Annotated in this window: 14 protein-coding genes, 1 tRNA gene and 3 pseudogenes; 10 read left to right on the top strand and 8 right to left on the bottom strand. The window is 70.2% G+C overall.

The genetic code is table 11. The features are described from left to right. The first annotated feature begins 198 nt into the window (after positions 1–198). Both ACZ7L6_RS14700 and ACZ7L6_RS14705 read left to right on the top strand, forming a co-directional pair. Entirely contained in the window at positions 199–1005 is an 807-nt protein-coding gene (locus ACZ7L6_RS14700) for a Pr6Pr family membrane protein (protein ID WP_471923699.1), read from the top strand. A 33-nt stretch (positions 1006–1038) separates the two neighbouring features. After that, positions 1039–1112, top strand: a tRNA-Pro gene (locus ACZ7L6_RS14705). Between the two features lie 708 nt (positions 1113–1820). Here the strand turns inward: ACZ7L6_RS14705 and ACZ7L6_RS14710 are convergent. The 3 genes and pseudogenes from ACZ7L6_RS14710 to repSA form a co-directional block, all read right to left on the bottom strand. Further along, positions 1821–2980, bottom strand: a pseudogene (locus tag ACZ7L6_RS14710) (site-specific integrase). Next, positions 2980–3126 (bottom strand): helix-turn-helix domain-containing protein, encoded by a 147-nt coding sequence (locus ACZ7L6_RS14715; protein ID WP_471924578.1) that lies wholly within the window; start codon positions 3124–3126, stop codon positions 2980–2982. Before ACZ7L6_RS14715 ends, ACZ7L6_RS14710 begins: the two are co-directional and overlap by 1 nt. A gap of 37 nt (positions 3127–3163) precedes the next feature. Beyond that, positions 3164–3859, bottom strand: a pseudogene (repSA, locus tag ACZ7L6_RS14720) (replication initiator protein RepSA); the annotation flags it as partial. A 275-nt stretch (positions 3860–4134) separates the two neighbouring features. Here repSA and ACZ7L6_RS14725 point away from each other — a divergent pair. The 4 genes and pseudogenes from ACZ7L6_RS14725 (at position 4135) to fxsT (ending at position 13355) form a co-directional block, all read left to right on the top strand. Then, positions 4135–5350 (top strand): annotated as a pseudogene (locus ACZ7L6_RS14725) (IS110 family RNA-guided transposase). Between the two features lie 971 nt (positions 5351–6321). Next, positions 6322–6504 (top strand): hypothetical protein, encoded by a 183-nt coding sequence (locus ACZ7L6_RS14730; protein WP_471923701.1) that lies wholly within the window; start codon positions 6322–6324, stop codon positions 6502–6504. Between the two features lie 1237 nt (positions 6505–7741). Beyond that, positions 7742–9238 carry a VMAP-C domain-containing protein gene (locus ACZ7L6_RS14735; RefSeq protein ID WP_471923703.1) on the top strand — a complete coding sequence of 499 codons (1497 nt, stop codon included), beginning with the start codon at positions 7742–7744 and terminating at the stop codon, positions 9236–9238. Positions 9239–9425: 187 nt separating this feature from the next. Further along, a complete protein-coding gene (fxsT, locus tag ACZ7L6_RS14740) occupies positions 9426–13355 on the top strand; it encodes an FxSxx-COOH system tetratricopeptide repeat protein (RefSeq protein WP_471923705.1) in 3930 nt (1309 codons plus the stop codon). Positions 13356–13380: 25 nt separating this feature from the next. Here the strand turns inward: fxsT and ACZ7L6_RS14745 are convergent, their stop codons facing one another. Both ACZ7L6_RS14745 and ACZ7L6_RS14750 read right to left on the bottom strand, forming a co-directional pair. Beyond that, entirely contained in the window at positions 13381–15237 is a 1857-nt protein-coding gene (locus tag ACZ7L6_RS14745) for an HEXXH motif domain-containing protein (protein WP_471923707.1), read from the bottom strand. Between the two features lie 307 nt (positions 15238–15544). Continuing rightward, positions 15545–16603, bottom strand: coding sequence for an effector-associated domain 2-containing protein (locus ACZ7L6_RS14750; RefSeq protein WP_471923709.1), 1059 nt, complete (start codon positions 16601–16603; stop codon positions 15545–15547). Positions 16604–16728: 125 nt separating this feature from the next. Between ACZ7L6_RS14750 and ACZ7L6_RS14755 the strand changes: the two genes are divergently transcribed. The 4 genes from ACZ7L6_RS14755 (at position 16729) to ACZ7L6_RS14770 (ending at position 23085) form a co-directional block, all read left to right on the top strand. Then, positions 16729–17037: a trypco2 family protein gene (locus ACZ7L6_RS14755; RefSeq protein WP_471923711.1), complete on the top strand. Its 309-nt coding sequence runs from the start codon at positions 16729–16731 to the stop codon at positions 17035–17037. 387 nt (positions 17038–17424) lie between these two features. Continuing rightward, on the top strand, positions 17425–21489 hold the full coding sequence (locus ACZ7L6_RS14760; RefSeq protein WP_471923713.1) for an nSTAND1 domain-containing NTPase: 4065 nt from the start codon (positions 17425–17427) through the stop codon (positions 21487–21489). 163 nt (positions 21490–21652) lie between these two features. Continuing rightward, positions 21653–22291, top strand: a complete 639-nt coding sequence (locus tag ACZ7L6_RS14765; RefSeq protein ID WP_471924580.1) for a UTRA domain-containing protein — start codon at positions 21653–21655, stop codon at positions 22289–22291. Between the two features lie 8 nt (positions 22292–22299). Next, positions 22300–23085: a glycosyltransferase family 2 protein gene (locus ACZ7L6_RS14770; protein ID WP_471923715.1), complete on the top strand. Its 786-nt coding sequence runs from the start codon at positions 22300–22302 to the stop codon at positions 23083–23085. Here ACZ7L6_RS14770 and ACZ7L6_RS14775 read toward each other — a convergent pair. The 3 genes from ACZ7L6_RS14775 to ACZ7L6_RS14785 all read right to left on the bottom strand — a co-directional run bounded on the left by ACZ7L6_RS14775 (position 23073) and on the right by ACZ7L6_RS14785 (position 26193). Continuing rightward, on the bottom strand, positions 23073–24293 hold the full coding sequence (locus ACZ7L6_RS14775; RefSeq protein ID WP_471923717.1) for an amidohydrolase family protein: 1221 nt from the start codon (positions 24291–24293) through the stop codon (positions 23073–23075). The two genes, ACZ7L6_RS14770 and ACZ7L6_RS14775, sit on opposite strands and share 13 nt — an antisense overlap. A gap of 77 nt (positions 24294–24370) precedes the next feature. After that, the gene (locus ACZ7L6_RS14780) at positions 24371–25165 is read right to left on the bottom strand and encodes a TIGR03943 family putative permease subunit (RefSeq protein ID WP_471923719.1); all 795 of its coding nucleotides are present in this window, start codon (positions 25163–25165) and stop codon (positions 24371–24373) included. Then, complete coding sequence (locus ACZ7L6_RS14785) at positions 25162–26193, bottom strand: permease (RefSeq protein ID WP_471923721.1); 1032 nt, start codon at positions 26191–26193, stop codon at positions 25162–25164. Before ACZ7L6_RS14785 ends, ACZ7L6_RS14780 begins: the two co-directional genes overlap by 4 nt. Positions 26194–26350: the final 157 nt, after the last annotated feature.

Here is a 26350-nt window from a genome sequence, read left to right on the forward strand (position 1 = left end):
GTTCGGCGGGTCGGCGGGTCGGCGGGTCGGCGGGTCGGCGGGTCGGCGGGTCGGCGGGTCGGCGGGTCGGCGGGTCGGCGGGTCGGCGGGTCGGCGGGTCGGCGGCGTAACGATGGCGGGGGATTCCTGTGGTTCTCGGGTAACCCGCACGGGTTACCCGTATCGCCCCATTCGCCCGTCCTGCTTAGCGTGAAGGGCATGACCGCCCCGATACCCAGGGACATCCCGGATCTCCCCGCGATACCGGGCATGCCCGTGCTGCTGCCCTCCCATGTCCCCGCCACGGCGGTGATGAGCCCCGTGCCTCGCCCCTTGGCCGCCGCATACCGCCTGCTGGTCGCACTGGCCGCGGCCGCGGCGGTGACGGTCGAGCTGGCCCTCGGCAGCCCCCTGCGCACCCTGAGCCACTTCGCGATCCAGAGCAACATCCTGCTGGCCCTGGTCCTCGCCGCCGCGGCCCGCCGCGCCTGGACCGCCCGCCGCCCGCTGCCGTCGGCCCTGACGGGCGCGGCGCTGCTCTACGCCGCGGTCACGGGCCTCGTCTACCACCTGCTGCTGGCACACGGGGCGAGCTCCTTCGCGCTCCCCGGCGTCCTCACCGGCGAGGCCACCACCCCGACCGGCTGGCACGCGCTCACCAACCAGATCCTGCACACGGCGACGCCCCTGGCGGCCGTCCTGGACTGGCTGCTCCTCACATCCCCCGGCCGGCTGCGCCTGCGCCAGGCGGTGACCTGGATGCTCTACCCCCTCGCCTACCTGGCGTTCTCCCTCATCCGAGGCGAGCTCCTCCCCGACAGCCCGGCCCGCTACCTCTACCCGTTCCTCGATGTGGCCCGGCACGGCTACAAGAGCGTCCTGGCCAACGCCCTCCTCATCGGCCTCGCCATCTACGCCCTGGCCATCCTCCTCGTAGCCCTCGACCACGCCCGCCCCAACCCGATCCGCCGCCGCATCCATCACCGCACGAAAACCGGATTTCGTCTCCAGCCACCAGTGGGCTAAAGTAAACGTCGTCGCCGCGACAAGCAGTGACATCGGGGTGTAGCGCAGCTTGGCAGCGCGCTTCGTTCGGGACGAAGAGGTCGTGGGTTCAAATCCCGCCACCCCGACAGAGAAGTAGCAGGTCAGAGGCCCCCTTCCTCCAGGAAGGGGGCCTCTGCTCGTCAGTGCGTGTCTATCTGCGTGACTAAGCTCCGCGAACCACGTATGGAGTTCCGCCCCGAGGTTGTTCGGTGGGGCGCCGACGCGTTGATCGCTTCGGGCCTTAGCGAGGCGTCTTCCGCTGGTAGTACCACCGCTCAAAGGCTGCGTATGCCGCGGCGATGCCAACGCCGGTCCCCAGCCACAACCCAGCACTCATGTAGCCAAGTGGAGCGCCGACCAAGGTACCGGCCACGGCCACCAGCACCGCGAATTTGCCGATGCCCTCGCACGCGAGCCGCCAACCGTCTCTATCCCACCTGGCTTCACGCCAACGTCCGTGCAGCTGTGCGGCCGAGCAAACAGCGCACAACTGCAGAACGTGCTGACTCATGCCAACCGTGCCAATGCCCACCATCGCCACGCGCTGTGCGGTGTTCTCGCAGTCCTCAACGAGGTGGTGTGGGTGCGCCAGCCGACACGGGCACTCGCACTCCACCTCCCCCATCGCTTGGTGATGGAGTTCGAAACCCTCAGGGCGCCAGGCCGTACGACGCCGATTGGGTCCGTCTGGAAGATCCGGCAGCATGTAGCCATCCAGGTCACGTGGCATGGTCCCCCTGGGCTGTGCCGTGAGTGCATGTGTGGAGCGCAGAGCGTAGCGGTTCTGACCAACATCAGCGGTCAGTCTCACTCTCGAAAATGCTGTCCATGACGACCGCACCCGTTTGGATCACGGGGCAGATCTGCTTGCGGTAGACCTCCTCGGTCACGGCCGTGCCGGAGTGGCCGACAAGACGGGAGATCTCCTCCATCGGGACACCGCGGTCGGAGAGTAGGGACACGAAGCTGTGGCGGAGCTCTCGGGGCGTCCAGTCGTCGGCGTTGATGCCCTCGGCCTCCTTGAGTGCCTGGCGGCAGGCGCGCCGGACGTTGGTCGCGTCGAGCGGCTTGCCGACGGCCGACGAGAAGACCAGGCCGTGTCCCCCCACTTGTCGCCAGCAGCGAGCCGCTCCCAGGCCTGGTCTTCGAAGTGCTGCCAGAGGACCTCCACGCAACGCGCCGGCAGAGCGAGCGTTCGCCGGGACTTCCGGGTCTTGATGTCGCCGCCGCGCCGGACCGAGCGCCATACCGCGATGTGCGGAGGCTGCGGCGGATCGGCGTCCGGCCTTCCCTTCAGGAAGACGTGGTCCCAGGTGAGAGCCCTCAGCTCCTCTGTTCGGGCACCGGTCAGCAGGGCTACGACGATGTAAGCGTGCATCGAGGTCCCCTCGGCAGCCTTGAGCACTGCCTCGGCCTGGGCCAAGGTGAGCGCCTTGGACACCCGCCTGGCCCTGGGGTACTGAGCACAGTTCGACGACGTTGCGCTTCATCTTGTCCCGAGCCATGGCCCGCTTGACCGAGCGGTTCAGGCAGGAATGGACGGCCTGCAGCGTGCGGGTGCTGAGGGTCTTGGCCTTGGCAGCCAGCCAGCGATCGCGTCCTCGACACTGAGGTCGCGGAGCTTGCGGGCACCCAGAGCCGGAATCACGTGGTTCTGGGTCAGGATGGTGCAGTTCTCAACCGTGCCGGGGTCACGGCCCGCCAGGCCATAGGCAAGCCAGTCGTTCACGGCATCGGCGACCGTATAGCCCGTGGGCGCGATAGCGAGAGCGTCCTCATGATCCCGCAGCACCCCCTTGAGCATGTTCTTCGCCTCTGTTTTGGTCTTGCCACTCCCCCGCTTGACGATCCGCTTGCCGCTGGGATCGAAGCCAAGGTTCGCCGTGGCGATCCAACGCTGTCGCTTCTCATGCCAGTGGGGCCCGCCGTCACCGCGGCTGCGTCGCTTGGTCATCAAGCGGCCTCTTCCAGCTGGTGCTGGATGAAGTCGCGTACGGCGTCGGCAGGTATCCGGCGGGCACCATCAATCTTGATCGAGGCCAGCCGGTGAGTACGGATCAGGTGGTAGAGCTTGGATCGTCCGACCTTGAGCCGCGCCATGGCGTCCGACACGGTCAGCAGTTCAGGGTGGCGGTGGTCATGCTGCGGCTCCTTCCAGGGCGAGGTGATCACGTAGGGCTTCGCGGGCGGTTTCGCGGTTGAGCTGCAGGTCGCGGGCGATGGTGGCGGCGAGGGCGGATTCACCGGGGGTGTGGCCGTGTCCGGCGTACTGCCAGTCGGCGAGGACGAGGACGGTGTCCGGCTCGCAGCCGTCCAGACCGAGTGCTTCGCGTTCCTGGGCGGCGCGGAAGTCGGCGCGGGCCTGACGAAGGGCGCCGAGAGTGGTCGAGTAGCGGCGGGACTTGGACGAGAAGTGGCCGTGGAAGCCGAGCATGTGGGCCCAGGCCCAAAGGCGGCGGTCCGGGTAGTGCGGATCGAGTGCCTTGCAGGCTTCGATCAGGCGGCGGGTGTGGCCCGGGTCCGGTTGGCGGTCGAGTTCGGAAGGTTCACCGATGCGGCGTTCGAGGGTTCCGGTGTTCTCGGCGGCCTTGGTGGCGTACTTGGCGACGTAGGAGGCGACGGCCTGTTCGGTGATGTCGGAGCCGTCGCCGAAGGCCTTCACGGGCCGTACGCCGAGCTGTGTGCCCCAACGGAAGGTGCGGGCGGGTTGGTCGTCGGCGGCCGGGACCGAGACCGAGGTGTACGAGCGCACGGCGGCAGCCCGGATCGCATCGGCGAGGAGGTCGACGGTGGCCCAGGCGGGCGGCGGGGTGTCGGGTCCTTCCGGGCCGTCGAAGCCCGACTCGCCGGAAGCCTACGGGGCCATGATCACTCGCCCCAAAGCAGCTCCAGCCCAAAGCCGCTCCGTAAGTTGGTAGGCGGTCCGGAAGAGTGGGGTGTGGCTCTAAAGTCGCTTGCCCGAGTGGCTCCGGCGGAGTGGCCGCCCCGCTCCTCGGGACGCCTTGACCGCTGATTGAGATGTGCGGATCGGTCGCTGTTTACGGAGCTGACGGCGGGGTGTCCTCGGACTGAAGCGGCACACGCTGTCCGAGGGCGAAGGAGGCACACATGACCACACAGGCGCCCTGTTTATGGGTCGGTATCGACGCCAGCAAGGCCCACCACTGGTGGGTCGCGATCGACGACACCGGCACCACCGTGTGGAGCCGGAAGGTCAGCAACGACGAGGCTGCGATCCTGGCCGGCCTGAGCGAGGTCCTTGCACGGACCGGCGATGCCCGATGGGCTAGTTGACCTCACCGGCACCGCCCCCGCCCTGCTGCTGGCCCTGCTCGCCAGTCAGGGCCAACGGGTCGTCTATGTTCCCGGACGGACGGTCAACCGCATGGCCGGCGCCTACCGGGGCGAGGCCAAGACCGATGCCCGCGACGCCTACGTGATCGCCGACACCGCCCGCCTGCGACGCGACTTCGCCCCCGTCGACGTACCCACACGCCTGGCCGCCGACCTGGCCCTGCTCACCGCCCACCGCTCCGACCTGATCGCCGACCGGGTCCGCCTGCTCAACCGCCTGCACGACGTGCTCACGGGTATCAGCCCCGCTCTGGAAGCGGCCTTCGACTACGCCGACCACAAGGGCGCCCTCATCCTGCTCACCGGATACCAGACGCCCGCCGCCCTGCGCCGCTGCGGCCAAGCCCGCCTCACCCGCTGGCTCGCCACCCGAGGCGTGCGCCACCCCAACACGGTGGCCGCCACCGCCGTCCAGGCCGCGCACGCCCAGCACATCACGCTGCCCGGCCAGGACACCGCCGCTGACATCACCGCAGACCTCGCCCGACAGGTGCTGGCCCTGGACGACCGGCTCAAGCAGCTCGACCGGCAGATCCGCGACACATTCCGCACCCACCCGCAAGCCCCCGTCATCGAGTCGATGCCCGGTATAGGCCCCATCCTGGGCGCCGAATTCCTCGCCGCCGCGGGCAACCTGGCCACCTACCCTGACGCCGGCCATCTCGCCTCCGCCGCCGGTCTGGTCCCGGTCGCCAAGGACTCCGGACGCCGCACGGGCAACCTGCACCGGCCCCACCGCTACAGCCGCCGCCTACGCCGCGTCTTCTACCTCTCTGCCCAGACCAGCATCATCCGCGACGGCCCCAACCGCACCTATTACCTCAAGAAACGAGCCGAGGGCCACAAGCACATCCCCGCCGTCATCGCCCTCGCCCGCCGCCGCGTCGACGTCCTGTGGGCCCTACTCCGCGACAACCGCACCTTCACCGCAACCCCGCCCACAGGCACAGCCACGGCCGACGCAGCTTGACCCGGTCATTAAGACTCCACCGACAGCGTTTGCCGCTTCTGGACCAGATCAAAACCGCCATGGGTGGTCGACTATGAGGTGCCGAAGCCCTGTGGCAACCCCCGCCAGGCACACCCACTGACCCAACCTAAGGACGTTGTCCGCTCCGCCACCTCTGACCGCGTTCGTTGCTCTGGGAACAGCGACCCGCACGATCCAGCTCCAGGTACCCACCTCATACGGGCCTACGTCAGCCCTCACCATGCAGGACGCGGCCTTAACGTGTATTCCTCATGACTGGCAATGGATTTACGTCAATGGCCGAATTCCGCCACCTGGCGATAGGAACCTCAAATGATCCTCAACTTTTGGAACTCGATTGACATGCTTTTCAGTTGCCTCATAGGTTGAAGATGTCGACCCGACATGGGGAACCGAATCCAAAGAACGGGGAATTTAGTGCACACGACAACAAAACTAATCCTAGCCGGAACAGCAACACTCGGCCTCTTAATCTCGGCGCCTGCCACAGCATCAGCTGCTACTAAGGGCCGACCGACCGGATGCACGCAACAGGTCGTCGACACAAAGCTGACTGTGGCGAAGTGCAGCAACTCGCACGGGGGCCACTACCGCGCCGTGGCGGTATGCAAGGACACAGACAATGGCCGCATCTACCTCTTCGATGGCGACTGGCGGAACAATGGCTCGTGGTCGAAGGCCTACTGCCAAGGCTCGACCAGAGTTCAGAGCGCCGGCATCGAAACCAAGGTGACCTGATATCGACGCGCCAACCCTCCACACATGGCACCCCTCTAAATGACCGCGCGTCGAAAGGATTCGCACCAATGAAGAAAATGTCGGCTCTTGTAATGGGTGGCGTGATAGCCGCCTTCTCCCTCGGATTCCAGGGGGCAGCATCCGCAGCGCCCACGGGGGTAAAGGCTTGGCCAACGGGCTGCAGAGCACAGAGCAACTTCAACAACGGCGCGATGGCCAAGTGCGATGACAGCAACGGCGGCCACTACAAGGCCAGCGTCACGTGTATACGCCTGGACGGGGGCGGCCTTATCGACATCGATGCTCCCCGTTGGCGTACGAGCGGCTGGTCACAGGTCTACTGCCCAGCACTGACCAGGTTCAAGTCGGCCGCGTTCATCACCAAGTCCACGTAAGGACGACGGCACAGGCACGCTTTGCGTACCGCCTCGCCCCTTAGGCCTTAGACTGCCACCCGGCGGCCTTCGCTCGTTCATGGGTCCCCGTCAGCTTGCTGAGGGGGACCCTGTGTCTGTTTATTGTTCTCACGTGGGTGATGGCGAATTCGTACCGCACTCACACGGCCGCCCCCCGACGGCAGTGACGCAGCGAGCACGAACGGCGACGGCGCTCGACGATCAGTAACGGCATTGGCGCGAACCCGCGAGACGGGACCGTTAGCCCTTGCCCGCATCCTGTAAGCGCCAGCTCGTCACCTGGGTGAGTGTCTAACTGCGTGACAACGCTCATGCGCAACAGCGGACAGCCGCACACACGCGTGGAGCAGGTGAGAGGCGCACAAGCCCAAGGCAGAGTGCCCGCCCAAGTTGCTTCGGGACGAAAAGGTCGTGGGTTCAAATCCCGCCACCCCGACCGTGAAGTACCAGGGGCCTGATCCGCAACCCGGGTCGGGCCCCTGAGTGGTCGGCGCTGATCCGGAGCCCATCCCGAAGATCCGTTCTCGAGCGCCTCCCAGGACAGAGGTCATCTCCGGCCAAGTTCTCCCCCACCGCAGAGCGCGGTTACAGCCTCCGCGAGTTCGCAATCACCATAGGCCCGGTCCACGGCGATTACCGACGGCCAGGAATCCGAAGAGCCCTGCGTTCAAACCCGGCGGCCCCCTCTGTGCCGCCTGGCCCTGGGGATCAGGCATGTCTGCCATGTCTTGCGCACGGTGGGGAGGGAGGCCGCGTCCCGCCTGGCCGCGGGCACAAACACTCTGCGTGCACGACCGGTTCCGCTGTCGCGAGTCGTACGAGCAGGGGATCCCACGGGGCAGCGGCGGCCCGTACGACGGCCTCAGGATCCAGTGGGCCCTGGTGGAACGCGCCTGGACCGGGCCGAGACCACGCCTGCCCGGGACCCTCGGCAGTCATCCGACGAGCAGCGCCTCTCGGCTCTCGCTCCCCTGCTCCGAACGTGGCCCGCGACCAGGGACGATCCAGAGGCGTCGCGGGTCTGTCGACGGTTCGCGGGCGGGGTGTCGGCGATCTGGGCAGCGGTGGCGGTGGCCCGATCATTTCCACGGCCGCTCCTGTTGCCAACTCCTGTGGAATTAACGACCTTTCACGCCGATGACGGCTGGGAAGGCTAGTCGTAGGCTGTCGGGACCAGGCGGGAACGAACTCGATGGCATCTGGGGGAGGTCACGAGGTGGAGGACCGCAGCGCCGCACGCGTGCGCAATGAGCTCATGGCGGAGATCACCCGTGTACTCACGACATCGGAGACCATGCGGCGACAGGCCGGTGCCGACATGGTGATCCAGGATCTCACCGAGGAGTTGGGGCCGCGTACCGGTCTGGACCCGCGGCAGGACGCTCCACTGGGGCTGTGGCTGAGGCAGCTGGTCAAGTCCTGTGCGGCCGCCGACGAAGGGCTGCAGACACTGGCGCGGTGTCTGGACTACGCGGAGCAGGGGTCGGAGAGCGCGCTCGCACTGTGGCGGCTGGTGGACGAATGGGAGGCTGCGGCCTTCTTCCAGGACACCGACCTGCGTCCCTTGCGACCCGTGCTGCAGAGCATCCGCTCCACCTCTTTACTGACCACACTCGCCCGCCGTGCCAGCCACGCACGCACTCAGGAACTGCATGGCTGGTGCACCACCGGCTGGGAGGTGTTCCTGCATCTGGCCGGGAACAACACCGCGGCCGACGAACTCCCCCCTTCCATGGCCTTCCTTTCGCTGGCTGCCGAGCATCTGGTGAAGGAGGGCCGCACCCAGGACGCGGAGGAGTTACGGCGCTGGAACCGCAGACAGGCCCAACTGCGCGGGCTGACGGACGAGATGGCCGGCTGGCAGCACGGCGGGAGCGCCGCGCCGTCGGTCGAACCGTCCCTCCATCCGGCGTATCTGCTGATCCAGTTGGAACCGGACGGCGTGGACCCGGACAGCTACTACGTGTCGCACTGGCGGCAGTCCGACACCGATGGGTGGCATCCGATACCGGGTGAGACCGTCAAGCTCCACCGGGACGAGCTCCCCGGCGCGGTGGACCGGCTGATCGAGGAGGCCGAGGAGCTCTGGTCGGACCTGCGTCAGCCAGTGGTGATCGAGTACATCCTGCCCTGGGACCTGCTGGGAGAGCCGGTGGAGTGGTGGAACAAGGAGCGCGACGCGCCCATCCCCACGCCGCTGGTGATGGACTACACCGTTGTGCTGCGGAGTTTCGACCGGCTGCGCAAGGGAGCCTGGCACCGGCCTTGGAACAACCGCTGGAGGCAGCTGAAGGAGCGGCCGGCCGAGAGCCGCTCGCACTGGAGCCAGCCGGACCGGTCCGCCTTCCATCTGGAACGTGAACTCAAGGAGGACGAGCAGATCGTCTGCCTCATCCTCAGCGAGCCACCCGGCGCCGAGTCACCGGCCGCCCGGCAGGAGTTCGTCGCGGCCCTCAGAGCCGGCATCCCGGCCCTGCTCTGGGACAGGAGCGGCTCGGGTGTCGCGTTTCGCGAGGCCGCGGCGGACATCGTCCGGGACAGGGGTCTGGCCGGGCTCCTGGAACGCACCCGGCGATGGCGGAACGAGGCGCTGGCGCTCGGGCCCGAGGGCTGGGACGGTCATGTCGGGCGCCATCTGGCTCTGCTCCTGGACGACCCGGAACGCATGCCCGGGCCATCGGCTCCGGGTGGTGATTCCGGCGGCACTCGATAGAAGTCGCCCACGGTCGGGGGAGAGAGGAGGTCGCACTCCGTGATGCCAAGTACGTCCGTCGGAGCAGGCGACCACACGTCCGCGTCGCGGGTAAGCTGCCCCGTGCACGGGGTGGTTGTCGCATTTGTCGGCGGAGACGCGTCCCCGTCACCGCAACGACACCACCACCGATCCCCTGCGAGTGACCATGCCCAGTGACGACGCTCGGTACGAGCGGTTATGGGGCAGGGCGGCCTCCGCGGCCATGCGGGACGCTCCGATCTCCGAGGACGATGCCACGCGGACGGAAGCGGTCCTGGTCGTCGACTCCCACGTGAGCATGCGCGTGTGGGACCAGGTCCTCCGGGCACTGCCGGGAATCCTGGCCGAGAGCTTCACCGATGTGCGGGTCGTCCACCTGTACGGCACGGACGAAACGGCGCCGTCCCGGGTACGGACCGACGAACCGGTGCCGGGACCCGCGCGAGACGCGACCCGGCGCGTGATCCTGCTCGTCACTGACGGCCTGGCAGCCGGCTGGCATCTGGGTGCGGTACAGCCTCTGCTGCGGGACTGGGGGCTCGTCCTGCCGGTCACCGTGATCGACGTACTCCCGCCCCATCTGTGGTACCGCACCGGCCTCGACGTGTCCCACGTTCAGGTGAGCGCGCCACGGCCCTGGACGGCCAACGAAGCCTGGGAGTGGCGCCCACGGGAGGTACCGCCCGAGTTCCGGGCGATGGAGCTCGGCGAATGCGAAGGCGAAGGGGAAGCGGAGGGGGCAGGCGAAGGAGAGGGTGCGGAGGCAGGGAGCGCGCGGGTCGTCGTGCCCGTCCTCTCGCTCGCCCACCACGGGGCGCGCGCCCTGTCCGCCGTGCTGGCCGGCAACGAGCCACGCTGGCTGGACATGCCGGCGATATTCGCCCACCGCTGGAAAGCCCGGCCGGACTCCGCCCGGGCTCTGCCCTGGGTGTCCGATGTCCCCGGCGCCCCGAGTCCGGGGTCCGCGGCCGGCTGGGTCTCCGACTTCCGCGCCGCCGCCTCCCCCACCGCCTTCCAGCTCGCCACCCGCCTCGCCGCAGCGCCGCTGAGCCTGCCTGTCGTCCGCAGACTGATCCGCTGCACGCCCGGGGCCGGACCTGTGCACGCCGCCGAACTCTTCCTGAGCGGCCTGGTGCGCGCCACGGGCATCCGTGACGACGCCGCGGCGGCCGTGGTGTACGAGTTCCTGCCGGGTGTCCGTGCACAACTCCTCGCCCTGGGGCGGCGCAGCGCGACCCTCCGCACGCTTCGCGAGGTCCGCGACGTGCTGGCCGCCGACCCGGCGAGCGCATCGCTGCTGCCGCCGCCATCGGCGTCACTGAGCGACACGGCCGTCCCGGCTGTCACGTCTCGCAACGCCGGGTTCCTCCGCGTGGAACTGCAGGCGCTGATCGCCGTGTCCTTCCTTCAGCGTGCCGGAATTCTGCGTAATGCCCTGAAATGGCACGATCGACGGTACGGGGTGCGCCTCACCAAGCAGCCGCCCGCCGTTTCCGACGTCACCCCGTCCCCCCCTTCCGCAGCAGACGAAGGAGCGCCGCGCATGTCGAGGACACCCCAGCGCACAGAGGAAGGAGAGCGCACCACACAGCCGCGCATCTGGGGGAACCTGCCCCCACGCAACCAGAACTTCACGGGCCGCACCGAGCTCCTCGATCTGCTCGACCAGCGGCTGAGCGAGGGCACGACGACGGTCCTGCCGGAAGCGATCCACGGTATGGGCGGGGTCGGGAAGACGCAGCTGGCGATCGAGTACGCCTACCGCCACCAGTCCGAGTACGACATCGTCTGGTGGATCCCGTCCGAGCGGCCGGGACAGATCGGCCAGTCCCTGGTGGAACTGGCCCGGAGGCTGGGCCTGACCTCGTCCTCCGAAATCAACGTGGCGGGACCGGCGGTGCGCGAGGCGCTGCGCGAGGGACACCCGTACTCCCGCTGGATGCTGATCTTCGACAACGCGGACAGCCCGGAGCAGGTACGTCCCTATTTCCCGACCGGCGGCTCGGGGACGATCCTGGTGACCTCCCGGAACCGGCGCTGGGGACTGGTGGGCGGTTCCCTCGAAGTGGACGTGTTCACCCGGGAGGAAAGCAAGGAGCTGCTCCGCGGCTCCGGGCCCGCCCTCGCGGACGAGGAGGCCGAGGAGCTGGCCAAGGCACTGGGCGACCTGCCCCTGGCCCTGGTGCAGGCCGCGGCCTGGCGGGCCGAGACGGGCATGCCGGCCTCGGAGTATCTGCGCCTGTTCGAGAGCAAGAAGAACGAACTCCTGGAGACCGCCCCGCCGCCGGACTACCAGCTGCCCGTGGCCGCGGCCTGGAACGTCTCCCTCGACCACCTGGAGACCCGCAGCCCCGCCGCGCTCCGGCTGCTCCAGCTGTGCTCGTACTTCGCACCGGACCCCATCTCGCGGAAGATCCTTTCCAGCCGCGGGAACAGCAGCTCGTTCCCCGAGCTGGATGCGGCTCTGAACGACCCCATGAAGCTCGCACGTGCGATTCGGGAGATCAACCGGTACTCGCTCGCCCGTATTGACCACCGTACGAACTCCATCGAGATGCACAGGTTGGTCCAGCACGTTCTGATCAACCGTATGAGCCCACAGGAGCAGAACCGCATGCGCGAGAGCGCCCACTCCCTGATGGCGGCAGCCGATCCACAGACACCGACCGACCCCAAGAGCTGGGATCGATACGCTGAGCTTTACACGCACGTGATGGCCTCCGACGCCGTCACGTCGGACCAGTCGTGGACCCGTGAACTGGTGATCAACATCGCCAAGTACCTCTACCACTGGGGCGATCACGAAGTCGCCGTCGACTTCTCCGAGTCCGCCTGGACCACCTGGCGGGAACTCTTCGGCGAGGAGGACGAGCAGACGCTGCTGATGGGCCAGTGGCTGACCTGGATGTACTGGACGGTCGGCCGGTACCGCGACGCCTCGGATCTGGTCGAGCGCATTCGGCGGGTGTACGACCGCGTCGCGGCCCCCGACAGCGAGAGCGCCCTCGACGCGATTCAGACCGAGGCAGCCGTACGCCGTGCCGAGGGCCGTTTCCTGGTATCGGCGGAACTCGACCGCGTCGCCTACGAGCGGGCGGTCCGGGCCTTCGGCGAGGACGATCCCGTCACCCTCAACATCGCCCACAACCTGGGCGTGAGTCTCCGTCTCACCGGCGCGTTCCGGGAGGCGCTCGACCTGGACCGCAAGACCTGGGGCCTGAAGCTGCGGGTGTTCGGCCGTGACGAACAGCGCAGCCTCATCACCGAGAACTCGATCGCGGTCGACGTCCGCGAGACCGGGGACTACATCGGTGCGCGCCAACTCCAGGAGAGCGCCCTGGCGGCGTCCCGCGACCTGTTCGGCAGCCGCTATCCCGGCACCATCGACACCGTCCGCGAACTGGGTATCGCCTGCCGCAAGGCGGGAGATCACGTCCATGCCCTGGAATACGCCATCGAGGCGCACGAGGCGTTCACCCGCCGCTACGGCGAGACCCACCCCCGGTCCCTGTCGAGTGCCCTGTCGCTCGCCATCGCCCTGCGTCAGAACGGCGACCTGGAAGCGGCTCGTGCCCGGGGTGCGCAGGCTTGCGCCGGCTATCGCAAGGTGTTCCACGCCCGGCATCCGTACACCATGTCGGCGGACGTCGGGCTGGCGGTGTCCGAACGCCTCCTGGGCCGCCCGGACGAGGCGCGCCGCCTGGACGAGACGGCGCTGGCCACACTGACCGACGGACTCGGCGGGCGTCACCCCTTCACTCTCGTGGCTGCCATCAACCTGGCCAGCGACCTGGCCGCACTGGGCGAACACCAGGAAGCGGTCGCCAAGGGCCGGGAGACGCTGGAGGGGTGCCTGGAGACGTTCGGCCCGGACCATCCGACCACGCTCGCCTGCGCCGGCAATCTGGCCCTGGACCTGGTGTCCGCCGGCCTGGACGACGAGGGCACGGCCCTGCGCGGGGACACGAGGGAACGCCTCGAGCGGGTCCTGGACACCTCGCCCACAGGACAGGAGAGCGCTGCTCCCCACCCCGCGGCCGTGGACTTCCGGGAGGGCATCCGGGCGAACTGCGACATCGACCCCTTGCCTCTGTGAGGCGTACCCCTCAAGCCGCCGGGGTTCAGGCCGGTCCGGCGCCTTCGGCCAGCCAGGCGGCCAGGCGTACGGGATCGGCCCGGTTCCCGTAGGCCGCCTCCAGGGCCTCCTGTGTGGCCCTGGCCCGCTCCGGGAACCGGAGCAGGAGCCGGGAGGCGGCGCCGTGCTCCGGGTCGTCTGCCAGCGCCCGGCCGAGAACCGCCCACGTACCTGCCGGGTGTTCCTCGGTCAGCAGTTGCTCCACCAGAAGCCGGCGGGCGGCGGCCCGCTCGCCCTGGGCCAGGAGGACGTCGGCCCGGCCTGCCCCGCGCACCGGGTTTCCGGCCTCGTGGGTCCACTCTCCTCGTGGATCCATGATCCCGTGCCGGGCGAGAACGGCGGCCGTGTCCAGGCAGCCCGCGGCGGTGTCGGGTGCCGGACGCGGTGGTGCCGCGAGGGGAGTGGGCGGACGCGCGTCCCCCCTCCGCCACGCTTGTGCGGCCTCCTCGACGGCACGAGCCGACGGACGCAGATGGTGCGCACGCCACCTGGCGCGGTGGTCGGCCCCTGCCTCGCGGGCCAGGCGAAGCTCCGCACCGGGCACCTCCTCCGTCAGCCAGCGGGCACACAGCTCCCGCATGGAGTCCAAGAGGCGGCGCCCCACCGGAGTCAGCCGTGCGTGGTACCGGACGGCGTTCAGCGTCGACCACACCTGTTCACGGCAGAAGGCGAACTCGAAGTCGGCCAGCGGCGAACGCCTCGCCCCCGTGACCCGGCGGTGAGAACGCCAGAACCGGGTCACTCCGAAGAAGGCGTAGATCCCTTGCAGAAGCCCTTCCAGCGGACGGGGATCGTCCCGCCACGGGGCGTAGAACAGCTTCTCCTGCTCGTCGGGCGCATCGGCCCTGTGGAGCAGCGGATCGAGGTGGATCACGGCGCCGAGTTTGATGTGCTGGAACTCGTGCACCAGCGTGGCCGCCAGCTGGGAAGGGCTGTCCGGGAGGGAGGCGCTGACCCCGCCGAAGGCCTCCCCGGCGGAGCTGCTGTACGGCCGAAACCTTTCTCTTGGTTCCGTGGGCGCGATCGAGACGAGTCCGCCTCGCCGCATGGCCTCAGCGACGGCCGGCTCGTCGCGCAGCAGGATCTCCCACGTCTCGGCCAGCGACGACCGCCAGGCGCGGTCCTCGGCCGGTGACAGGACGCGCGGTGCCTGGGGTCCGGAGAAGGCCCGGTAGGGATCGTGCTCCTCCAGTACGAGGCGGAGGGGCGACTCCTGCGGACCGACCACGAGTCGGCGGGTCGGCTGCCAGCCCGTCGCGGGCCGCTGCCAGTCGGGGCCGATGCGAACCTCGGTGCCGGCCGCGGTGATGCGGAGGGTTCCGTCGTGTCCCGTGGCACGTGCGACGGTCCAGGCCTCCCTTACCGGGAGCGTCGCGCAGCCCAGGCCGGGCAGGGCCACGGCGCCCCACCACGCCGGAACCTCCAGGGAGAACGTCAGCCGCGCACGGGTCGCCGCGGCGACGGCCAGGGTGGACAGATGTCCGGTGGTGACCCAGAGCGGGGGCTCCTCCGCGGACCCGTCCCGAAGACGCCGTAACGCCGAGGACACCCATACGCCCGTTCCCGGAGCCATCAGGATCTCCTCGACGGCCTCGGGCGCTGTCCGCTGCGCGAGTTCGAGCAGGCTCCAGGCCTCGGTGACCGCCGCCTCCGCCGCCTCGGTGCCGGCGCCGGCCCGGTCGTAGAGGGCCCGAAGGAACAGCAGGCGGCGGCTGCGTTCGGCCCTCAATAACTCGCCGACCGTCTCACCCTGGTCGTCACCGTCGACAAGTGACCGGATTCCTTCCGCCGAAAGCGTGTGGAAGGCCGGACGATCCCGCGCCACGTCGGCCTCAGCACGCACCGGCTCTTCCCGCCTCACTCCCGGTGGGACGGGTTGGTGCCCGCCACTCTGACCGAGTACGGGTCGTCGATGTCACTCATCAGGCGATCGAGCGACTCCGACAGGACTGGGCCGTCCATCGTGCGCAGCGTCTCAAGGGACACACCCGAGAGATCCATGATCCCGGGACCAGTGGCAGGCGTAGCCCGCTCCACGGCTGCCAAGTTCCCTCCTGTTGATGGCCGTTGGCGCATTCGGCGTTCCCTCCCATGATGACCCAGTGGCGGAAGACCCGAAACCCTGCGTACCGGCCAGTCACCGCATGACGTCAGCCGTACTCGAGGTTCATCCGGTGCAGGACGTGCTCGACTCGGCGCATTTCCTCGGAACCCTGCTCCGCGTCCCGCAAGGCCGCCACCAGGGGGCCGAACGTGCCGGGATAGCTACGGCAGGTGCGCAGCAGGCCGTGGACCTCGAACCGCAGGCGGCTGTCACGCGGCCGATGGGCGGCGAGGCGGGGGTCGGTGCCGTCCAGGACGGTGTCCAGTCCGTCGGGCCGGCGCAGGCAGGGCAACGCGGCGATCGCATCCGTCAGTTCCCAGAGTTCCGCCGGGCTCAGCAAGGGCAGCGGCCGGGCGGGGGGCCCGGTGCCGAAAGTCCCTGAGCCGGCGGTTTCCCGCGGCAGGCCCAGGCATCTGCGCAGCAGGTCCGACTCGCCCTTGTCCAGCACGTCGTACCACCGCGCCATCGGTACGGCGGTCAGCCGAGCCAGGCCGTCCGACCGATGGTGGGCCGTGATCAGGCCGATGACCGCGTCGTCCCACCAGACGGCCGCTCCTGACATTCCTTCCCAGGGCGAGTGTTCCGGTGCGACGTGGTCGGCGGGAGGCGGGACGGCGACTTCCAGGGTTCCCTCACGGCGGTTGGAGAGAACCGACACCTTGCCCTCGACATGGCAGGAGTCGCGGTACCAGCCGGGCGGGCCACCGTCGGCGTGAGTGTCCCGGCGGCGTTTGAAGAGAGGGAAGCCGACCGCGGAGACGGGCAGGGTCACATCTGCCTCCGGGACAGCGGTGTACCGGGGCGGGCGGAGGGCGGTCGGTGCCCCGGCCGGCAAAGCGGTCAGCTCCAGCAGAGCCAGGTCGGCGGAGACGGAACACAGGGCGACACGGGCGCGGGCGGTCCACTCGGTGGGACGGTCCGCGTCGAAACGGACCCGGAGTGCGGCCAGGGGCGGCTCGACGACATGTGCGCAGGTCACGACGTATTCGTCGGTGACACGGTAGCCAGAACCGCGGCGGCCTGGTGTGCCGTGGGGCCTGCCGGTGATCACCTCGGCCACCCGGCTGATCTCCAGCCCCGTGGTCCTCCTCTCGTGTTCGCCCACATCAGGCCTCTACCCCTCCGCTCCGCTCCCTACGCCGCAGGCGTCCCCGGCCGCGGCGGGGGCATGGGTGACTTGTCCCGGATTTCCCCGTAGCATCGCCGCCTGTCCGCGCGCAGGGAGGCTCTGTGATCGAACTGACCGAGGTGGTACGGGAGTTGAGGAGTCAGCTCAACTCCACCCTGTCCGAGTCGGGCCCTGGACCGGTCCGCTTCGAGTTGGGGCCGGTGGAGATCGAGGCGGTCATTGCGGTCGACCGGTCCGGTGGGGTGGGCGGCAAGGTGAACTTCTGGGTGGTCGAGGCGAACGCCGACACGTCCATCGCCTCTTCCCGCACCCATCGCATCACCCTCACCCTGCAGCCCGTCCTGGTCGCGCCGGACGGTGGGCACCACAGGGTGCTGATCGCGGGCGATGAACTGGACCACGAGCGCTGAGGCCTCAGCGCGGTCCCATGACCTCGCCGGGAACCGCGTCGTCCGGCACCGGTCCCTCCCCTCGTGGGGACCGGTACCGGACGGCGGAGTGGTGTCGATCCGCAAGGTGACGGGCCGTGTCGGTGGGCGGCGGGTCAGTGGGGATCGAGCGGGCGTAGGGGGTGACCGAGAACGTGCGGCGCCATGAGTGGTCTCCCCGGGCTCCGGGCCGGTGGCCTGCCTGAGCGACGCGTGAGGGTTGCGCACTTGCGTCGTGATCCTGCCAGTTGCAAGGTGCCGGCGAGGAGGTTCCGGTCTCCGGACGAGGCCTTAACCGCAGGTCAGCCGTATAAAGTGAGTTTTCCGGTCCGGATGGCCGGGTGCGGCGGACGTAGCGGAAGTGAAGGAGTGGAGGCTTTGAGTTCCGACTCCGGGGCGCGCACCGCCTTCGCGGAACGGCTGGCGCTGCTGTACAAGGAGGCCGGCAACCCTCCGCTCAAGAGCGTCTCGGAAGCGGTCGTCCGGCTGCAGCGGGTCGACGAGCGAGGGCGGCCCGTACGGGTCTCCGCACAGCGGATCAGCGACTGGCGGCGGGCCAAGAACGTGCCGGCGCAGTTCGCCGCCCTGGTGGCCGTGCTGCACGTGTTGATTCCCCAGGCGCGGCGGGCCCGCCCCACTCCCGTTTCCGCCGGGCTGTACGACCTGGGTCAGTGGCAGCGCCTGTGGGAGCGCGCGACCTCCGGGGAAGGGGAGGACGGGGACCAGGGTGCCGTCGAGGTCCCGGCGGTTTCCGGTGGGGTGTGTCCGTATCGGGGGCTGGCCTCGTACCGGCAGGAGGACGCCCGCTGGTTCTTCGGCCGGGAGCGGAGCACGGACGACCTGGTCGGGCAGCTCCGCGCCGTGGAGAAGACCGGCGGCCTGGTCATGCTCGTCGGCGCCTCCGGGGCCGGGAAGTCGTCCCTGCTGAACGCCGGCCTGGTGCCTGCCCTGCAGAACGGTGCGCTGGGGGGCGGCGAGAGCGGCGGTCGGGCGAGCACGGTCGTGCAGCTGGTTCCGGGCAGTGATCCGCTCGCCGAGCTGACCCGTCGTGTTCCGGGTCTCGCGGACGTTCTCCTGTCCTCAGAACATCCAGCAGACACCGAGGGCCTGCGAAACCCGGAGGAACCGCAGGAAACCGCACCGGAGCGGCCCGACGACAGCGACGGGCAGGACCTCGGCACCGGCTTCCTGCAAGCCGCACGCGACGCCGTCCACGCCTGGGCCCGGCGCGAGGCGGCGTCCTCGGGCGCTCCTCCCGTCCTGATCGTCGACCAGTTCGAGGAGACCTTCACCCTCTGCCCCGACGAATCGGCCCGCCATGCCTTCGTCCAGCTCCTGCACGCGGCCTGTACCCCGCCCGAACCCGACGACCCGGCCCCCGTCCTCGTCGTCCTCGGCATCCGTGCCGACTTCTACGAGCAGTGCCTGGTCCATCCGGAGCTGGCCGACGCGCTGCAGCACCGGCACATGGTGCTGGGGCCGCTCACGACCCCGGAGTTGCGGGAGGCGGTGACCGGGCCGGCCAAGGCGGTGGGGCTGGAGCTGGAGCCGGGGCTGGCGGAGCTGATCGTGCGGGAGGTGAGTGCGGACGGGCCGCGCGGCACGCATGACGCGGGGGTGCTGCCGCTGCTGTCGCACGCGCTGCTCGCCACCTGGCAGCGCCGCAAGGCGGGGCGGCTGACGCTGGCCGGGTATCGCGCGGCCGGCGGGATTCAGGGAGCCGTGGCGGCCACCGCCGAGCGGGCCTGGTCCGGGCTGGACCCGGCGGCGCGTTCGGCCGCGCGGCTGCTGCTGCTCAGGCTGGTCCGGCTGGGCGAGGACACACAGGCGACCCGGCGGCGCGGGACGCGGCGGCAGCTGGCGGCGGAGTCGGCGGACCCGGGCAAGACCGAGGAGTCGCTCGAGGCGCTGGTGCGGGCCCGGCTCGTGACGCTGGACGCGGAGACCGTGGAGATCACGCATGAGGCGCTCCTCCATGCCTGGCCGCGGCTGCGGGACTGGATCGACGACGACCGGCAGGGAAATCTGCTGCGCCAGCGGCTGGAGGAGGACGGCCGGGCCTGGGAGGAGTCCGAACGGGACTCGTCGCTGCTGTACCGGGGCTCCCGGCTGGAGCAGGCCCACGGCTGGGCGCGCTCGGCCGGTGACACCTTCCTGACCCGGAGCGCGGTGGAGTTCCTGGCCGCTTCGGTCCGGCTGCGCAGGCGCACCGTCTGGATCATGCGGAGCGCGGTCGCGGCGCTGGTCGCGCTGGCGGTGCTGGCCGTCGGTGCGGCGGTGGTCGCCTGGCAGCAGCGGAACGACGCCATGTTCGCGCAGGTGCTCGCCGAGGCCGACCGCTTCCAGTACACGGACCCCTCGCTGTCCGCCCAGCTCGACCTGGTGGCGCACCGGCTGCGCCCGGACGACGAGGACGCCAACAGCCGGCTGATCTCGATCGTGAACGCCCCGCTGGCCACACCCCTGCGCGGCCACACCGGCGCCGTCTACCTCACCACCTTCAGCCCGGACGGACGGCTCCTGGCCACCGCCAGCTACGACCGGACCGTACGGCTGTGGGACGTGGCGGACAGGGCCCGGCCCGAGTCGCTGGGCAAGCCGCTGACCGGGCACGGGAGCTGGGTGAGCAGCGCGGTCTTCAGCCCGGACGGCCGCACCCTCGCCAGTGCCGCCGACGACGGCACGATCCGGCTGTGGGACGTACGGCAGCCGAGCCGGCCGCGTCCGCTCGCCGCGCCCCTGACCGGGCACGAGGGCACGATCTACCTGATCGCCTTCAGCCCGGACGGCCGCACGCTCGCCTCCGTCAGCGAGGACCGCACCGTACGGCTGTGGGACGTGGCCGATCCGACGCGGCCGAAGGCGCGCGCCACGCTGAGCGGCGCCGAGGCCGCCGTGCGGTCCGTGGCGTTCAGCCCCGACGGCCGCACGCTGGCGGCCGGGGGCGACGACGACACGATCCGCCTGTGGGACGTGGCCGAACCGGACCGGCCGAAGGCGCTTTCCACGCTGACCGGGCACACCGACCTGGTGCACTCCGTGGCCTTCGGCCCGGACGGCCGCACCCTCGCCAGCGGCAGCGCGGACGACACCGTACGGCTCTGGGACGTCTCCGACCGGCACCACGGCAGCCAGATCGGCGCACCGCTCACCGGGCACACCGGCCCGATCTGGTCGGTGGCCTTCAACCCCGCCGGCACGATGCTCGCCGCCGCCAGCGCGGACAGCACCGCGAGCCTGTGGAACGTCAGCGACCCGGCGTATCCCTCCCAGGTCGGCGAGCCCCTCGCGGGCGCCAGCGGGGAGATGTACGCGCTCGGGTTCAGCCCGGACGGCCGCACCCTCGCCACCGGCAGCGGCGACAGCAAGGTCCGGCTGTGGTCGATACCGACGTCGGACATGATCGGCGGCAACGGGGCGTTCCGCCCGGACGGCAAGGTGCTCGCCACAGCTGCCCGCGACGGACAGATCCGGCTGTGGGACGTACGGGACCCCGCCCGGCCGGTGGCGCTGAGCAAGCCCTTCCTGCCCGGGGACACCGGCCGGCGCTCCCTGGTGTTCTCACCCGACGGGCGCACGCTCGCGGTGACGACGGGTGAGCAGAGCGTGCGCCTGTGGAACGTCAGCGACCCGGCACGGCCGGTCGCCTACGGCTCCCCCATCTTCCTGCGCACCCGCTTCATGGGCCCCGACGCGCTGGCGTACAGCCCGGACGGCCGCACGCTGGCCACCGCCTACGACGACCGCACCATCCGGCTGTGGAACGTCAGCGACCCCGCCCACGTCGTCCCGCTCGGCGCGCCGATCACCGGGCACACCGGCTACATCAACTCCCTCGCCTTCAGCCCGGACGGGCACACCCTCGCCAGCGGCAGCGCGGACAGCAGCATCCGGCTGTGGAAGGTGACCGACCCCCGCCGCCCCACCCTGCTCGGCACACCGCTCACCGGTCACACCGGGCCCGTCAACGCGCTGGCCTACACCCCGGACGGCCGGACGCTGGCCAGCGGCAGCGACGACGACACCGTACGGCTGTGGGACGTCACCGACCCCCGCGAGGCGAGCCCGCAGGGCTCCCCCCTCATCGGCCACACCGAGGCGGTCGTGTCCGTGACGTTCAGCAAGGGCGGCCGCACCCTGGCCAGCGGAGGCAACGACAACACGGTCCGGGCCTGGAACGTCACCGACCCGTCCGACGCCTCGCCCATCGGCCAGGCGATGAGCCCCAACGCCAAGACGGGCAACTTCCTGTCGTTCAGCCCGACGAGCCGCATGCTCGGCGTCTCCAGCGGCACCGACACCGTCCGGCTCTGGAACCTGGACGTCGACGAGGCCGTCCGCCGCGTCTGCTCGACGACGCAGGGCGTGCTGACGCGGGAGAAGTGGCACGAGTACCTGCCCCGGCTGCCGTACGAGCCTCCATGCGCACAGTGACGGAGCCAAAACGGAAGTGATATGACGAGGGCTCGGCGGACAGCGGTTTCCGTGATCCCGATCACAACCCCTCCCCGCACCCGATCAGTCGACTCCCGTGACGCAGGCAGCCTTGTTACTGTTGGGCACAGCCCGATCGCTGGTGCATCCCCCGTCGCCAGCGATCGGGCCTTCTCATGTCCACGGCTTCGAGCAGTCGTACGCTGATCCTGTGCCCAAGCCCCGCACCCCGATCCTGCGCGACAACCACCGACACCAGTGGGAGAAGGACCGGGCCCGCTGCCCGCTCGTCACCCGGGCCGCGACCGGGGCCACGGAGCACGAGACCGGTCTGGAGCCACGGGACCTCGTCTTCCACGCGCGGTACCGCGAGGTCGCCGCGCCGCCGGACCTCGCGGACGCCTTCGGGGTGCCGCAGGGGACGACACTCCTGGAACGCACCTACCGCACCCGGTGCTCCGCCGAGAGCGCCCCGTTCGCCCTCGTGACCTCCTACCTCGTCCGCGACATGATCGCCGCGAACCCCGAGCTGCTGGACGAGACCAACGAGCCCTGGCCCGGCGGCACCCAGCACCAGCTCCACACGGTCGGCATCGAGGTGGGCCGGGTCGAGGAGCGGGTCACCGCACGGCCGCCGACGCCCGAGGAGGCGCGGGAGCTGGACCTGCCGCCGGGGACGTCGGTGCTCCTGCTGCGCAAGACGTCGTACGACACCGACGGCCGCGTCGTGGACGTGTCCCTGGCCACGCTGCCCGGCGACCGTACCGAACTGCTCTTCACGACCCCACTGGAGAGGTGGTGAGTCCCGCCGTGACCCGGCGCGTCATCATCGTCACCGCTGTCCACGGCCCTTCGGCGCCGTTCCTGCCGGAGGCCTACAAGTCGCTGGACCAGCAGGAGTTGCCGGCGGGCTGGGAGTGGCGGTGGGTGATCCAGGAGGACGGGACGACCGAGGAGGTCCGCCCGTACGTCCCCGACGACGCGCGCGTGACCTTCCGTCAGGGCCGGCCCGGAGGGCCCGGCGTGGCGCGCACCATCGCGCTGGCGCACGCCGAGGGCGCGTACGTGAAGATCCTGGACGCCGACGACCAGCTCACGCCGGGGACGCTGGCCCGTGACCTGGCCGCCCTCGAAGCCGACCCCGCCATCGGCTGGACCACCTCACGGGTCCTGGACCTCCTGCCGGACGGCTCGACGGCCGGTTTCCCCGGGGACCCCGACGACGGGCCGATCGAGCGGGGCGCCGTCCTCGACTTCTGGAAGGCGAACGACTTCCGCGCCCAGGTCCACCCGGCGACCCTGTGCGTACGCCGGGACCTGCTCCTCGGCCTCGGCGGCTGGATGGCCCTCCCGGCCTCGGAGGACACGGGCCTGCTGCTCGCCCTCAACTCGGTGAGCCGGGGCTGGTTCTCCGGGGAGGTCGGGCTCCTGTACCGGAAGTGGGAGGGGCAGGCGACGAGCCGGCCGACCCACGTCGACCCGGCGGAGCGGGCCGCCCGCATGGCCGTGGTGGAGGCCAGGGCGCGGGCGCTGGCGGCCTTCGGATGGCGGTATCCCTGTGCTCCCGACTCGGCCCTCCCGGCTCAGCCCTCCTGATCAAAGGGCAGTTCGAGCATCCGGATCGCGTTGCCGCGCAGCAGCTTGTAGGCCACGTCCTCGGGCAGCCCGCCCACATGCTCCTCGGCCACCCGCTTCGTCTCCGGCCAGGTCGAGTCGACGTGCGGATAGTCCGTCTCGAAGGTCGCGTTGTCGACGCCGACCGTCTCGATGGCCTCGATGCCGTGCTTGTCGCGGAAGAAGCAGCAGAAGATCTGGCGGTAGTAGTACGTCGACGGCGGCTCCGGGATCAGGTCCTTCACGCCGCCCCAGGCCCGGTGCTCCTCCCACACGTCGTCCGCGCGTTCCAGGGCGTACGGGATCCAGCCCATCTGCCCCTCGCTGTACGCCAGCTTCAGTCGCGGGAACTTCACCAGCACCCCGGAGAAGAGGAAGTCCATCATCGACGCCATGGCGTTGTTGAAGCTCAGCGAGGCCTGGACGGCGGGTGGGGCGTCGGGGGACGCGGCGGGCATCTGGGAGCTGCTGCCGATGTGCATGTTGACGACCGTCCCGGTCTCCTCGCAGGCCGCGAAGAACGGGTCCCAGTAGCCGGAGTGGATGGACGGCAGCCCGAGATACGTGGGGATCTCACTGAACGTCACCGCCCGCACCCCGCGCGCGGCGTTGCGGTGGATCTCCGCGACCGCGAGGTCGATGTCCCACAGCGGGATCAGGCACAGCGGGATCAGCCGGCCGCCGCTGTCGCCGCACCACTCCTCGACCATCCAGTCGTTGTAGGCGCGTACGCAGGCCAGCCCGACCTCCTTGTCCTTGGCCTCGGCGAAGGTCTGGCCGCAGAAGCGCGGGAAGGTGGGGAAGCAGAGCGAGGCCTCGACGTGGTTGATGTCCATGTCCGCCAGCCGGGCCTTCGGGTCCCAGCAGCCGCGCCGCATCTGCTCGCGCGTGATGCCGTCGAGCGTCATCTCGTCCCGGGAGAAGCCGACGGCCGCGATGATGCGCTTGTACGGGAAGAGGTCGCCCTCGTACTCCCACCAGTCGGTGAGCTGGCCCTCCGGGTCCGTGGTGAACCGGTACTTCCCGCCGACGTAGGCGAGTTCACCGATCCCGGCGGTGAGGGGTTTCGGGCCCCGGTCCCGGTACTTGGCCGGGAGCCAGGTCTCGAAGAGGTGCGCGGGCTCGATCACGTGATCGTCCACGCTGATGACCTTGGGCAGGTCCTTGGTGCCGCTCTCGGTACTGGCCACGCCACGCCTCCCGAATCTGACGGTCCATCAGATTTAGCGTAGGGGGCGCCCTGGGGAGCGGCAAGAGAGAGCACGCGTCAGTTGTTCCAGCTCTCGTCGTACGGGTCCTTGGGTGCCGCCACCGGCTTCGCCTCCGTGACCTCGATGTACGGGATGGGTCCGCCGTTGACCGGGTCCGTGACGCGGCGGGGCGTGTAGGTGCCGGTGATCCGGAGCCAGGTGTCCGGCTGGAGGACCGGCGGGACCTGGCCGGTCAGGGCGACCTTGACCGGCTGGGCGTCGGCGGCACAGCAGTTGAGGGCCATGCGGACGAGGTAGGGGGTGCCGTCGCGGTCCAGGGCCAGGAAGCCGGTGAGCTGGACCCGGCGGCCCTGCAGGGTGCGGCCGTGGTCGTAGACGGCGCGGCCCGCGTAGTCGACCACGCCGAGGGGCAGGGGGTCGGCCGTGGGGAGGGCGGGGTAGGCGAGGGGTTCCTGGAGGGCGGTGCCGGTGCGGGTGGCGCTGTAGGAGCCGAGGGCCGGTGGGGCGACCAGGATCAGGGCGAGGAGGGGGAGGACCAGGAGCCAGGAGATGCGGGGTTCGGGGTGGGTGTGGTTGTCCTCTGGGTCGGAGTGGGCGGGGGCGTCCTCGCGTTCTCCGTGGGCGGGGGCGTCCTTGTGCGTTCCCTGATCGGCCTCGCGCCGCGTCCGCCGGGCGCGCTTGCGCTCGTACCAGGCCGTCGCCGCCGCCGCCGCGATCAGCACCGCGCCGGCCACCAGCACCAGCGGGCGCAGGCCCTGCTTGACGTAGCGCAGGTAGAGGTCGGTGGTGCCCGCGTGCAGCAGGGACGCGCCGAGCAGGAACAGGACGGCCGACTGGGCCTGGCGGTTCACAGGATCACCCACCCCGTCAGCACCGAGACGGCCACGGCCAGGGCGAAGGTGGCCGGTGCGAAGCGCAGGGCGAAGGCGCGGCCGAACGTGCCCGCCTGCATCGCGAACAGCTTCAGGTCGATCATCGGGCCCACGACCAGGAAGGTGAGCCGGGCCGTGAGCGAGAACTGCGACAGCGACGCCGCCACGAACGCGTCCGCCTCCGAGCAGATCGACAGCACCACGGCGAGCACCGCGAGGGCGAGCACCGACAGCACCGGGTTGTCGGCCGCCGCGCGCAGCCAGCTCTCCGGGGCCACCGCCTTGAGGGTCGCCGCGGCCATCGCGCCGACCACCAGGAAGCCGCCCGCGTGCATCACGTCGTGCCGGACGGAGTCCCAGAAGGCCTCGCCCTTGGTCTGACCGTCGTGGGACGCGCGGAACTGAGGGCGCAGCCAGTCGGTACGGCCGAGGCGCAGCCACAGCCAGCCCATCGCGCAGGCCACCAGCAGGCTCGCGACGAGGCGGGCGAGGACCATCTCGGGGTTGCCGGGGAAGGCGACGGCCGTCGCCGTCAGCACGATCGGGTTGATCGCCGGGGCGGACAGCAGGAACGCCAGTGCCGCGGCCGGGGTGACCCCGCGCCGCACCAGCGCCCCGGCGACCGGCACCGACGCGCACTCGCAGCCCGGCAGCACCGCGCCCGCCGCTCCGGCGACCGGGACGGCGAGGGCGGGGCGGCGGGGCAGGGCGCGGGCGAAGAAGGACGGCGGCACGAACACCGCGATCGCCGCCGAGAGCAGCACGCCGAGGACCAGGAAGGGCAGCGCCTGGACCATCACCGCGACGAACACCGTCGTCCAGCTCTGCATCACCGGCGCGGAGAGTGCGCGCCGGATCGGGCTCTGGAGGAGCACCAGCGTCAGGAGGAGCAGGGTGAGGAGGAGGGGGGAGGTGAGGTGCCGGGCCTCCTCGGCGGGCTGCTCCCCCGGCATCCGGCGGTCATCGCGGTCATCGGTCCCTTGCGGGGCCGCTTTGGTGATCGCCACGGGCGAGGTACCTCCGGTGGTGCGGAAGGGCGCTGGTCTCGGCGCTGGTTTCCCTCCCCTCCAGTACGGCTGGACGGGCGCGGGCGTTCAGGGGATCCAGGGGCCGCTCTGGAACCACCCGTCACAGTGAGGCAGTCTTTCCCCTCGTGGGGAGCGT

This window comes from Streptomyces sp. NPDC107522, assembly GCF_055657525.1.

What these genes read in the sequence shown, in the direction of transcription:
- ACZ7L6_RS14700 (WP_471923699.1), top strand. Translation starts at nt 199, where the DNA reads ATGACCGCCCCGATACCCAGGGACATCCCGGATCTCCCCGCGATACCG.
- ACZ7L6_RS14715 (WP_471924578.1), bottom strand. Translation starts at nt 3,126, where the DNA reads ATGGCGCGGCTCAAGGTCGGACGATCCAAGCTCTACCACCTGATCCGT.
- ACZ7L6_RS14730 (WP_471923701.1), top strand. Translation starts at nt 6,322, where the DNA reads ATGGCCAAGTGCGATGACAGCAACGGCGGCCACTACAAGGCCAGCGTC.
- fxsT (WP_471923705.1), top strand. Translation starts at nt 9,426, where the DNA reads ATGCCCAGTGACGACGCTCGGTACGAGCGGTTATGGGGCAGGGCGGCC.